This is a genomic window from Paraburkholderia sp. J10-1 (assembly GCF_905220165.1).
GTDB lineage: Bacteria > Pseudomonadota > Gammaproteobacteria > Burkholderiales > Burkholderiaceae > Paraburkholderia.
Window position 1 is genome coordinate 157,112 of sequence record NZ_CAJMYW010000010.1, and the last position, 12,481, is coordinate 169,592.

Annotated in this window: 9 protein-coding genes; 2 read left to right on the forward strand and 7 right to left on the reverse strand. The window is 65.2% G+C overall.

All coding sequences use genetic code 11. The features are described from left to right. Positions 1-5: 5 nt before the first annotated feature. The 7 genes from pabB to hrcA all read right to left on the reverse strand — a co-directional run bounded on the left by pabB (position 6) and on the right by hrcA (position 9,490). Positions 6-1,901 (reverse strand): aminodeoxychorismate synthase component I, encoded by a 1,896-nt coding sequence (gene pabB / locus U5A65_RS27880; protein ID WP_321948555.1) that lies wholly within the window; start codon positions 1,899-1,901, stop codon positions 6-8. A gap of 56 nt (positions 1,902-1,957) precedes the next feature. Further along, the gene (gene dnaJ / locus U5A65_RS27885; RefSeq protein WP_321913108.1) at positions 1,958-3,094 is read right to left on the reverse strand and encodes a molecular chaperone DnaJ; all 1,137 of its coding nucleotides are present in this window, start codon (positions 3,092-3,094) and stop codon (positions 1,958-1,960) included. A 282-nt stretch (positions 3,095-3,376) separates the two neighbouring features. Continuing rightward, a complete protein-coding gene (gene dnaK, locus U5A65_RS27890) occupies positions 3,377-5,335 on the reverse strand; it encodes a molecular chaperone DnaK (RefSeq protein ID WP_321913109.1) in 1,959 nt (652 codons plus the stop codon). A gap of 240 nt (positions 5,336-5,575) precedes the next feature. Then, positions 5,576-6,166, reverse strand: coding sequence for a nucleotide exchange factor GrpE (grpE, locus tag U5A65_RS27895; RefSeq protein WP_321934245.1), 591 nt, complete (start codon positions 6,164-6,166; stop codon positions 5,576-5,578). Between the two features lie 552 nt (positions 6,167-6,718). Next, entirely contained in the window at positions 6,719-7,126 is a 408-nt protein-coding gene (locus tag U5A65_RS27900; protein ID WP_321934246.1) for an RNA-binding S4 domain-containing protein, read from the reverse strand. 37 nt (positions 7,127-7,163) lie between these two features. Then, entirely contained in the window at positions 7,164-8,231 is a 1,068-nt protein-coding gene (gene hemH / locus U5A65_RS27905; protein ID WP_321948556.1) for a ferrochelatase, read from the reverse strand. Between the two features lie 239 nt (positions 8,232-8,470). After that, positions 8,471-9,490, reverse strand: a complete 1,020-nt coding sequence (hrcA, locus tag U5A65_RS27910; RefSeq protein WP_321913113.1) for a heat-inducible transcriptional repressor HrcA — start codon at positions 9,488-9,490, stop codon at positions 8,471-8,473. A 233-nt stretch (positions 9,491-9,723) separates the two neighbouring features. On the opposite strand from hrcA, the gene U5A65_RS27915 reads away from it, so the two are divergent. Further along, positions 9,724-10,635 carry an NAD kinase gene (locus U5A65_RS27915; RefSeq protein WP_321913114.1) on the forward strand — a complete coding sequence of 304 codons (912 nt, stop codon included), beginning with the start codon at positions 9,724-9,726 and terminating at the stop codon, positions 10,633-10,635. Positions 10,636-10,763: 128 nt separating this feature from the next. Then, on the forward strand, positions 10,764-12,443 hold the full coding sequence (gene recN, locus U5A65_RS27920; protein WP_321948557.1) for a DNA repair protein RecN: 1,680 nt from the start codon (positions 10,764-10,766) through the stop codon (positions 12,441-12,443). The last annotated feature ends 38 nt before the right edge of the window (positions 12,444-12,481 follow it).

The window sequence follows — 12,481 nt, forward strand, 5'->3', positions numbered from 1 at the left end:
CTGCTTCATCGCTGCAAGCGCGCCGGCACCGCGCCACGCAGCGCGTTCGTCAGCATCAAGGCTTCGGCGTTGAGCACATCGTCGCGCGTAAGCACGCGCTCTTGTGCGCCGAACGTCTCGTCGTCGAGCATTACACCGCGCATCACGCCCGGCAGCACGCCCGAGGCGAGCGGCGGCGTGAACCACGTGCCGTTCAGCTTCACGAAGACGTTCGAACGGCCGCCTTCGGTCAGCTCGCCGCGCTCGTTGAAGAACAGCATGTCGAAGCCGCCCAGCGCTTCGGCCTCGCGCCATGCGCGATCGAATTCGGCGCGGCGTGTGGTCTTGCGCAGCAACAGCGCGTCGGCGGATTCGATCGGCGCAAAACCGTGGTCGGGCGCGAGCAGCACGCCCACGGTATCGTGCGCGAGCGCGGCGAGCGGCGCGCTCGTCAGCGTGGCCGCCCCGCTCTTGCCGAGCGCGAGGCGCATACGGTGCGGCGCGTGATCGTCTGCAAACGTGGCGCAAGTTTCGTCGATGCGCGCGCGCATGGCTTGCACGTCGCATGGGAAACCGAACCACGCAGCACTCGCCGCGAGCCGCGCGAGATGACGCTCCACGTGGCGCACGCCGCCAGCACGCGTCGCGTACATTGTTTCGAAGCATTCGATACCCGGATCGGCATCGGTCAGAAAACGGGCTTTCAAGCGGCACTCCTCGTATTCGTCGGCGGCCACGCTGTCGAGCACAATGCCCGCACCTACACCCATTTCGCCGCGCCGCGCGCCTCCCGCGCCCCTGGAAGGCGCATCGAGTGTCAACGTGCGGATCACGACCGAGAGGCAAAAGTCGCCGCAAGTCTCGTCTGCCGCCGGCGCTTCGAGCCAGCCTATCGTGCCCGTGTACAGCCCGCGCGGCGCATGCTCGAGTGCTTCGATCAGCTCCATCGTCCGATGCTTGGGCGCACCCGTGATCGACCCGCACGGAAAGAGCGCGCGCATGGCGTCGGCGAATGTCGTGCCTTCGCGCAGCGTCGCTTCCACTGTCGAGGTCATCTGCCAGACCGAAGCATAGGGCTCCACGCTGAAGAGCGCCGGCACGCGCACCGAGCCGGTTTGCGCGACGCGCGAAAGGTCGTTGCGCAGCAGGTCGACGATCATCACGTTTTCAGCGCGGTTCTTCGGATCGCTCGCGAGAAAACGCGCGGCGGCGGCGTCTTGCTGCGCGTCGGCGCAACGCGCGGCCGTGCCCTTCATTGGTTTCGCGCGCAACGTTTCGCCGCGCTTCTCCACGAATAGCTCCGGCGAACACGAGAGCACCCAACGATCGCCCGGCAACGCGATCAGCGCGCCGTAACGCACACGCTGACGCTCACGCAAGCGGCGGTAAAGCGCGAGCGGCGAACCATACGCCTCGAAGCCGAGCCGATATGTGTAGTTGATCTGATACGAGTCGCCCGCGCGCAAGGCGTCCTGCACGGCGGCGATGTCCTGCTCGAAGCGCGCGCGATCGACACCGATCGTCACGCCCGCCACGCCTGCCGGCGCGGGTGCCTCGTTGCCCTCTTGCGCCGCGAGCCACGCATCGGCCTCGTCGCGCGAGCGCTTTTCGCAGCGTTCGAACAATAAAAAACGCAGCGCGGCGTGGCCGTGCTGCGTTTCGATGGATGAAGCTGTGTCGCGTTTCGTGAATTCGAGCGCGCGCCCGAACTCGTAGTCGCCGATCACGAGCGCATGCGATCCTGCGCTCAGTTCGGCGTTGACCTGCGAACACACCGCGTCGAGATCCGCGGCGCGCTCGCAGGCAAGCTCGCGCACGAACCCCGTGTAGAGGCGGCTCGAGCGGTTGTCCGCAGTCGAGTCGCCGTCGTCGAGCAGCGCGAAAATTGCGGCACCCGCCGTGCCGCCAGGATTGACTGCCATTACGCTAACTACCTGCCATTGACCTGCTTACTGCATGGTGACGCCGGAAAAGCGCATCAGTCGAAGAAGCTCTTCACGCGGTCGAACCAGCTCTTGCTCTGCGGGCTGTGGCGCGAACCGCCTTCCACGAGCGACTTTTCGAACTGCTGAAGCATTTCGCGCTGGTGATCGGTGAGCTTGACCGGCGTTTCCACCTGGACGTGCACATACAGATCGCCGGCGATGCTCGAACGCAGACCCTTGATGCCCTTGCCGCGCAAACGGAACGTCTTGCCCGACTGCGTGCCTTCGGGCACCGTGAAGGTCGCGCGGCCCGCGAGCGTCGGCACTTCGATCTCGCCGCCGAGCGCCGCCGTGGTGAACGGAATCGGCATCTGGCAGTGGAGGTCGTCGCCGTCGCGCTCGAACACCGCGTGCTGCTTGATGTGAATCTCGACGTACAGGTCGCCCGACGGTCCGCCATTGATGCCTGGCTCGCCGTTGCCGGCCGAGCGAATGCGCATGCCGTCGTCGATGCCCGCCGGAATCTTCACTTCCAGCGTCTTGGTTTCCTTCACCTTGCCCGCGCCGTGACAGTTCGTGCACGGCTCAGGAATGTAGGAACCCGTGCCGTGGCACTTCGGGCAGGTCTGCTGAATGCTGAAGAAGCCCTGCGACATGCGCACCGAACCCGAACCATGGCAGGTCGGGCAGGTTTCGGGCTTCGTGCCGGGCTTCGCGCCGGAGCCGTGACAGACTTCACAGCCGCTCCAGCCCGGTACGCGAATTTGCGTCTCGTAGCCGTGCGCCGCCTGCTCCAGCGAGATTTCCATGCTGTAGCGCAGGTCCGCGCCGCGATACACCTGCGGGCCGGCGCGCTGGCCGCCGCGTGCGCCGCCTGCGGCCTGGCCGAAGATATCGCCGAAGATGTCGCCGAAAGCGTCCGCGAAACCGCCGAAACCCTGCGCGCCGGCTCCGCCCATATTGGGATCGACGCCGGCGTGGCCGTACTGGTCGTAAGCCGCGCGCTTTTGCGAGTCCGACAGCATTTCATAGGCCTCTTTGGCCTCCTTGAAATGCTCTTCCGCATCCTTGTTGTCCGGATTGCGGTCGGGGTGGTACTTCATCGCGAGCTTGCGATACGCCTTCTTGATTTCGTCGTCGCTCGCGTTCTTCGCGACGCCCAGAACCTCGTAGTAATCCCGTTTCGCCATATCGGTTCAACGCCGGCCTCGCGCTTCACGGCGCGCGCCGGCTCCTCTTGAATGCTGGATCTCGTGACCCGTTTGCCGTTCCTTTGAACATCCGCACGGACGCTTCTTGCGCCGCGGCGGCCCCTGAAAGAGAACGGCCTCCATAAAACAAATGTGCCCGGAGAGCCGGATGGCTCGCCAGGCGCTGCAATGCTGACACGCATCGTAACCGATGCGGCCGCTTTCGTAGCACCACGACCGTTCGCTGATCAGGCAGAACGGTCATGGCCGCCACGAACCGGCTTAGTCCTTCTTGACTTCCTTGAACTCGGCGTCGACCACGTCGTCGGCGTTGTTCTGCGCGCCTTGTTCGGCTGCACCGGCCCCTGCTGCACCCGCACCCGCTGCACCGGCCGCGCCGGCTTGCTGAGCCTGCATGTCGGCGTACATCTTTTCACCGAGCTTTTGCGAAGCGGTCGACAGCGCCTCGACCTTCGCCTCGATCGTCGCCTTGTCGGCCGACGAGCTTTTCAGCGTTTCTTCGAGGTCCTTCAGTGCGGCTTCGATCTTTTCCTTTTCGGAGGCGTCGATCTTGTCGCCGTACTCGGCCACGGCCTTCTTCGTGCTGTGCACCAGTGCGTCGCCCTGGTTGCGCGCGTCGGCCAGCTCACGCAGACGGTGATCCTCTTCCGCGTTCGCTTCGGCGTCCTTCACCATCTTTTCGATTTCGGCTTCCGACAGACCCGAGTTCGCCTTGATGGTGATACGGTTTTCCTTGCCGGTCGCCTTGTCCTTCGCGCCCACGTGCAGAATGCCGTTCGCGTCGATGTCAAAGCTCACTTCGATCTGCGGCACGCCGCGCGGTGCGGGCGGAATGCCTTCGAGGTTGAACTCGCCCAGCAGCTTGTTGCCCGCCGCCATTTCGCGCTCGCCCTGGAACACCTTGATCGTCACGGCCGACTGGCTGTCGTCCGCCGTCGAGTACACCTGAGCGTGCTTGGTCGGGATCGTGGTGTTCTTGTTGATCATCTTCGTCATCACGCCGCCGAGCGTCTCGATACCGAGCGACAGCGGGGTCACGTCGAGGAGCAGCACGTCCTTGCGGTCGCCCGACAGCACCTGGCCTTGAATCGCGGCGCCAACGGCCACGGCTTCGTCCGGGTTCACGTCACGGCGCGGGTCCTTGCCAAAGAACTCCTTCACCTTTTCCTGCACCTTCGGCATACGCGTCTGGCCGCCGACGAGAATCACGTCGTCGATGTCGCCGACCTTCACGCCTGCGTCCTTGATCGCGACGCGGCACGGCTCGATGGTGCGCTCGATCAGGTCTTCGACCAGCGCTTCCAGCTTGGCGCGCGTGATCTTCAGGTTCAAGTGCTTCGGACCCGAGGCGTCCGCCGTGATGTACGGCAGGTTGATTTCGGTCTGCTGGCCCGACGACAGTTCGATCTTGGCCTTTTCCGCAGCTTCCTTCAGGCGTTGCAGCGCGAGCACGTCCTTCGAGAGGTCGACGCCCTGCTCTTTCTTGAACTCGCCGATGATGTAATCGATGATGCGCTGGTCGAAGTCTTCGCCGCCGAGGAACGTGTCGCCGTTGGTCGAGAGCACTTCGAACTGCATTTCGCCGTCAACGTCCGCGATTTCGATGATCGAGATGTCGAACGTGCCGCCGCCGAGGTCGAACACGGCGATCTTGCGGTCGCCCTTTTCGGCCTTGTCCAGACCGAACGCGAGCGCGGCTGCCGTCGGTTCGTTGATGATGCGCTTGACTTCCAGACCGGCGATACGGCCGGCGTCCTTGGTTGCCTGACGCTGGCTGTCGTTGAAGTACGCGGGAACCGTGATCACGGCTTCGGTGACCGGCTCGCCGAGGTAGTCTTCAGCGGTCTTCTTCATCTTGCGCAGCACTTCAGCCGAAACCTGCGACGGCGCGAGCTTCGAGCCATGCGCTTCGACCCATGCGTCGCCGTTGTCGTGCTTGACGATCTTGTAGGGCATCAGGCCGATGTCCTTCTGCACTTCCTTCTCTTCGAAGCGGCGGCCGATCAGGCGCTTGACTGCGTACAGCGTGTTGCGCGGGTTGGTGACCGACTGGCGCTTGGCCGGCGCGCCGACCAGCACTTCGTTGTCGTCCATGTAGGCGATGATCGACGGCGTCGTACGAGCGCCTTCCGAGTTCTCGATCACCTTGACCTGATTGCCTTCCATCAGCGCCACGCACGAGTTGGTGGTGCCGAGGTCGATACCGATGATTTTGCCCATTTTTCTCAAATCTCCAGATTTTGATCGCTGTGCGGACGCCGCTTTCGCGCTGCGCAGGTAACTGCATGCTCGAGCCGCGTTTTCCCTTGTGCGCGGCTGGCGTCCACTTCAATACGGAACTGCTGCCCAAATAAGTGCCGTTACGGCGATTTCAAGGGGTTTGGGCTATGCGTTCCATCATTTTTTTCAATTGCGGGGCCCTTTTGCTGCCTTCAGGCCGTCGCATTTATTACGTTTTCATTACTTCGGTGCCGAAACGGTCACGAGCGCCGGACGCAGCACGCGGTCGGCGATCACATAGCCCTTTTGCAGCACGCTGACCACCGTGTTCGCTTCTTGCTCGGACGGCACCATCGAGATGGCCTGGTGACGGTGCGGGTCGAACTTCTCGCCAACGGGGTTGATGGCGAGGACACGGCCCTTCTCGAGCGCGCCGGTCAGCTGCTTGAGCGTGAGCTCGACGCCTTCGTTGACCTTGGCGAGGTCGTCCGAGTTATGAGCGAGCGCGGCTTCGAGGCTGTCCATGACCGGCAGCAGATGTTCGGCGAAGTTCTCGATGGCGAACTTGTGCGCCTTGGCGACGTCTTCCTGCGCGCGGCGGCGGACGTTCTCCGTCTCGGCCTTGGCCCGCACGAACGCGTCCTGCAATTCGGCGACCTTAGCCTGCGCTTCGGCCAGCGCGGCCTCGGCAAGGGCCGCGGCGTTCTGGTCCACGCCGCCTTGGGCTGCCTGCTCGGCCGCCTCAGCCGCTTGCGGCTGGGCTGCTGCTTGCGACGCCTCGTCCGCGGGCGTGGGGTTCTGGCTCGTCGGGTTCTCTTGCGTGTTTTCCATGTCGCTGAACGTCGTTGAATAGTGAAAAAGGGAACAAAGCGTCGGGCGCCGTTTCGGCGGCCCTCCCTGCTACACCGGCGACCGTTGCGCCGGCGCGACATTGGCTTTGTACATTGCGACAGCACATGGGTGCCGGATCGCTTGTTTCAAGAGGCTCCCGCGGCTTTTTTATACAGAGATCAAAGCCGCGAAACTGCCTGTAACAATCATTACTGCACCGCCGCAAAAATGAAATTGAGTACGGGACATCCCTGACCTACACTCAGGAACAGGTGCTGCTCACGGCGCGTTTACCCTGAGCCTGGCACCGCACCGAATGGGCCTGCGGTCAGCAAATTTGTTTAGCGGCTTCGCTGCACATAAAAACGCTAACCGGGCCCAGAAACTGGCCGTTTTGCCGCGATCCCAAGGGGAGTACCGTGAAACTGACCTTTGCCATATCGGTGGTCGCGCTGGTACTCATCGCCGGAACTACGACCATCTGCATGTCGGGCGCCGTGAACGAAAACACGACGGAATACGGGGGCGTGCACGCTACGATGGAAGCGCTGTTCAACCCTCACGCGAAAATTTGTCGATAGTGCGGCGGTCGCGCTTGGTCGGCCTGCCTTGCAACACGGCAGCCGGTTCGCGAAAGAGCCGGCGCCGCTCCTGTTCCGCCGCGCGCCTCTCGCGCCCGGCCTCGGTTTCCGCGTAGAGCGTTTGCGCGATGCTGGCCGGGCCGCGCACCTCGCAAATTCCCAGCACCTGCACTTCCCACACCACGTGATCGATCTCAATTTCGACGAGGTCGCCCACGCGCACGTCCTTCGATGCCTTCACGGCGTCGCCGCCAATGCGCACGTGCCCCTTGCCTACGGCGTCCGAGGCGAGCGAGCGCGTCTTGAAGAAGCGCGCCGCCCATAGCCATTTGTCGATGCGCAGCCGCGCGCCAGGTTCAGTCGAAATCTTGTAGTTCATCAGAGGCTTTCCGCAATGCGCCGCTCAATCTGCAGGGTCACGCCACCGCACCGGCCGGCGCCGCGGCCTGCACCGGCCAGCCCTGCAGGTGTTGCGCAACAATTTCGCCCAGCGCCGCGATCCACGCGTGCGAAGCGTTCAGGCACGGGATGCGATGGAATTCCTTGCCGCCGCCGTGCAGGAATTCGTCGCGCACTTCCATGCCGATTTCCTCGATGGTTTCAAGGCAATCGGCCGTGAAACCGGGGCAGAACACATCTGCGCGGCGCACGCCGCCGGCGCCCAGTTCCCGCAGCGTGGGCGCCGTATATGGCTGCAGCCACTGCGCCCTCCCGAAGCGCGACTGGAAGGTCACCCGGCATTCGACCGGCGTCAGTTCCAGCGCGTGCGTGAGTAGCGCGGCCGTTTGCTGGCACTGGTCGTGGTACGGGTCGCCCAGATCGAGCGTGCGGCTCGGCACGCCGTGAAAGCTCAGTACGAGGCGGTCGCCCGCCGCGAAATTGGGCTTGCCGTGCGCGTGCCAGTACTGATGCACCTGGGCCGCGAGCGCCGCGATATACGCCGGATGGTCGTGGTAGCCACGCACCGTGCGGACTTCCGGCTGGTTGCGCATGCGGCGCAGCGCGACGAAGGCCGCGTCGAACGCCGTGGCCGTGGTCGACGCCGAGTACTGCGGATACATCGGCACGAGCAGGATGCGTTCCGCGCCCGCCAGCTTGAGCTGGTTCAGCATCGCCGGGATGTCGGGCGTGCCGTAGCGCATCGCGTAATCGACGAGGACCGTGTAGTCGTTGATCTGCAGCAGATGGCGCAGGCCCTCGGTCTGCTTTTGCGTGTGCACGCGCAGCGGCGAGCCCTCGGGCGTCCAGACCGCCGCGTACTTCTTCGCCGACGAACGGCCGCGAAACGGCAGGATCAACGCGCGCAGGATGACCTGCCAGATCGGGGCCGGAATCTCGACCACGCGCGGATCGGACAGAAACTGCGCGAGATAGCGGCGCACGGCGCGCGGCGTGGGCGCGTCCGGCGTACCCAGGTTGATGAGCAGCACGGCGACGCGATGCGCCGCGGCGGACTGCGAAGGCCGCTCCAGGTCGAAACGCATAGGCGATCAGTGGCGCCGCGCGAGTGCGCAGCAACGGTTACACGAAACAATCATTATAGCGGGCGGTCCTGGCGGCCCAAACCGGCCCGCGCCGGCGCGGGTCGCCGTGCGTTGTCAGGGGTTGCCTGAGTTTGCCTGGCATTGGCCATTCGGCCGATGGCGCGCGGCAAGCGTTTCGGGGATGATCTTCGGAAAGACAGGTGTGCCTGATAGCCGATGCAGCGGGCCGGTGGCGGCGCTCAGTTCTGGCTGAGCGTGAGCGAGAGCAGGCGCGCGGTGATATCGACGATCGGAATCACCCGGTTGTACGCCATGCGCGTCGGCCCGATCACGCCGAGCGTACCGACGATCTTGCCGTTCACCTCGTAGGGCGCCGTCACCACGCTCATTTCCTCGATCGGCACGAGTTGGGACTCGCCGCCAATGAAAATCTGCACGCCCTGCGCGTGGCTCGAGACGTCGAGCAGCTGCAGGAGGCTGGTTTTCTGGTCGAACACGTCGAAGAGCTTGCGCAGGCGCGCCATGTCCGACGAAAGATCGGCCACTTCGAGCAGGTTGCGTTCGCCGGAAATGAGCAAGGTGTCGCCGCTTTCGGGCTCTTCGGTGCTCGCGGTCACGGCCGCGTGCATGAGCGAGGTCATGTCGCCGCGCAGCGCGTCGATTTCCTCGCGCAGGCGGCGGCGCACCTCGTCGAACGACAGGCCAGCGAAGTGCGCGTTGATGTAATTCGAAGCTTCGACGAGCTCGGAAGGCGAGAAGTCGCGCTGCGTCGCCATGATGCGGTTCTGCACATCGCCTTCGGGCGTCACGATGATCAGCAGGATGCGCTTGTCGGACAGGCGCATGAACTCGATCTGCTTGAACACGTGGCTGCGCCGGGGCGTCAGCACCACGCCCGCGAACTGCGAGAGGTTCGAGAGCACGCTGGCGGCGGCCGCCACCACCTTCTGCGGCTCGCCGGGGCGTAGCGTGGTCTTCACCGCGCGCGTCACCGCGTCGTCGTCGGAGCCGGGCTCGACGGTGAGCATGGTGTCGACGAACAGGCGATACCCGCGCGGCGTGGGCACACGCCCCGCCGACGTATGCGGGCTGGACACGAGACCCAGCTCCTCGAGGTCAGACATGACGTTGCGGATCGTCGCCGGGCTCAATTCCAGGCCGGAATAGCGCGACAGCGTGCGCGAGCCGACCGGCTGACCTTCGGCGATGTAGCGCTCGATCAGCGTTTTGAGGAGGGTTTGTGCGCGAGGATCTAGCATGACTCAAAATTTTAGCCTAACGGCGGGTTGGCCGCGAGTGCGCCGCCAGACCGTGCCTGGCGGGCGTACCTTCGGCTCGGGGTGCGGCGCCCCGGTACTTCGCGCGATAGCTCGCGCCTTGTCATCGCCGTGTCACCGGCGGCGGGCTGGAAGGCGTGGCGCGCAAGGCCCGGCGGGCCTGTCCCGGTCTGCGCCAGGTTCTTTTCGCGACGTGACTATGGTGTAATGCCGGCATGCAGATCCAGAAGATCCAGAGCCAGTTCAAGACTGTTGCGCTCGTTGGGCGCAGCAATACGCCAGGCATCGCCGAGCCGCTGATGGCGCTCGCCCAGACCATTTCGAAGCGCGGCTTCGAGGTCGTGTTCGAAGCGCAGACCGCAGAGGAAATCGGCACGCAAGGCTATCCCGCGCTGCAACCCGCCGAGATCGGGGCGCGCGCGGACGTGGCTGTCGTGCTCGGCGGCGACGGCACGATGCTCGGCATCGGCCGCCAGCTCGCGCCGTACCGCACGCCGCTCATCGGCATCAACCATGGGCGGCTCGGCTTCATTACCGACATCGCGTTCTCCGAGATGCAGGAAGTCGTGCCGCAACTGCTCGCGGGCTCGTTCGAGCGCGAGGAGCGTTCGCTGCTGGAGTCGCGCATCACGCGCGACGGCGACCCGATCTACCACGCGCTAGCCTTCAACGACGTGGTCGTGAACCGCAGCGGCTTTTCCGGCATGGCCGAGCTGCGCGTGAACGTGGATGGCCGCTTCATGTACAACCAGCGCTCGGACGGTTTGATCGTCGCGACGCCCACCGGCTCGACCGCTTACGCGCTCTCGTCGCAGGGGCCGATCCTGCATCCGCAGCTGCAAGGCATCGTGCTCGTGCCGATCGCGCCGCACGCGCTCTCGAACCGCCCGATCGTGCTGCCCGACGACTCCAAGGTGAGCATCCAGATCGTGGCGGGCCGCGACGTCAACGTGAACTTCGACATGCAATCGTTCACGGCACTCGAACTGAACGACGTGATCGAGGTGCGCCGCTCGCGCCACACGGTGCCCTTCCTGCACCCGGTCGGCTATAGCTACTTCCGCACGCTGCGCAAGAAACTGCACTGGAACGAGCACCCCTCGCTGCAGGGCGATCCGGAGGACTAAACCCGCGTCTTCGCGTGAAGCGCGCGTGGTCGTTGCCACGCAGTTGCCACGCAGTTGCCATGCAGTTGCCACGCCGCCAGCAGTCCCACGGTAACCCAAGCCAACCAAAACAAGCAGAACCAGACGCCATGCTTCGCCATCTTTCGATTCGCGACTTCGTGATCGTCGCGGCGCTCGACCTCGAATTCGACAGCGGCTTCACCGTGTTTTCCGGCGAGACGGGCGCGGGCAAGTCGATCCTGATCGACGCCCTCGCGCTCACGCTCGGCACGCGCGCCGACGCGAGCGTCGTGCGCACGGGCGAGAGCCGCGCCGACATCACCGCCGAGTTCGATGTGCCGCCGCACGCAGCGCTTTGGCTCGACGAGCAAGCACTCGCGAACGGGGACGGCGAGCAGACCGTCATGATGCGCCGCGTGGTGGATAGCGGCGGGCGCTCGCGCGCCTTCATCAACGGGACGCCCGCGACGCTCGCGCAGTTGCGCGAACTGGGCGAAATGCTCGTGGACATCCACGGCCAGCATGCGCACCAGCTGCTCATGCGCCCCGACGCACAGCGCGAACTGTTCGACACGCACGCAGGCCTCACGGATCTCGCCGCAACCGTCACGAGTGCGTGGCGCGACGCACGCGATGCTCGTCTCGCGCTGCAAAGCGCCATGTCGCGCGACCGCGAATTGCAGCTCGAGCGCGAGCGCCTTGCGTGGCAGCTCGCCGAACTCGACAAGCTCGCGCCGCAGCCGGGCGAATGGGAAGAAGTGAACGCGGAACACGTGCGGCTTTCGAACTCGGCCAACCTGATCGAAGGCGTGCAAGGCGCGCTCGCGGCGCTGTCCGAATCCGACGAGGCGATGCTCTCGCAGCTGAACTCGATCGTCTCGAAGCTGCGAAGTCTCGCCGAGGTCGACGCCGAACTCAACGACGCACTCGCGGCGCTCGAACCGGCCGCAATCCAGATCCAGGAAGCGGCGTACTCGCTCTCGCACTACGCGCAGCGTCTCGATCTCGATCCGCAACATCTCGCGCAGGTTGAACGGCGCCTCGACGCGCTGCATTCGACGGCGCGCAAGTTCCGCCTCCCGGCAGAAACGCTGCCCGAGGAACACGCGGCACGCCGCCAGCAGCTAGCGGCGCTCGACGCCGCGGCCGATCTCGACGGCCTGCGCGCCGCCGAGCACAAGGCGCAGGAGGCGTATCTCGTACAGGCACGCCAGCTTTCGAAGGCGCGCGCCAAGGCGGCGAAGGCGCTCGGCGCGGCGGTCACGCAGGGCATGCAGGAACTGTCGATGGCGGGCGGCAGCTTCGAAGTCGCGCTCGTGGCGCTTGGCAACAGTTCGACTGGCGAGCCGATCGGCGGCGCGCACGGTCTGGAGCAGATCGAATTCCGCGTGGCGGGCCATGCCGGCGTGCCGCTGCGCCCGCTCGCGAAGATCGCCTCAGGCGGCGAACTCGCGCGCATCAGCCTCGCGCTCGCCGTGATCGCGAGCGCGGCGAGCCCCACGCCCACACTGATCTTCGACGAAGTCGATACGGGCATTGGCGGCGGCGTGGCCGAAGTGGTCGGGCGTTTGCTGCACCAGCTCGGGCGCGCGCGCCAGGTGCTGTGCGTCACGCACTTGCCGCAGGTCGCGGCGCGCGGCGATCACCACTTCCAGGTGGCGAAGTCCGGCGACGGCAACGGCGGCACAGTTTCGGCCGTCACGCCGCTCGACAAGGGCGGCCGCGTGGAAGAAGTCGCGCGCATGCTGGGCGGGCTGGAGATTACCGCGACCACCAGGCGGCATGCGAAAGAGATGTTGGCAGCTTGAGGAAGGCTGCGCCTCACGCGCCAGCCGCACCGGCCATT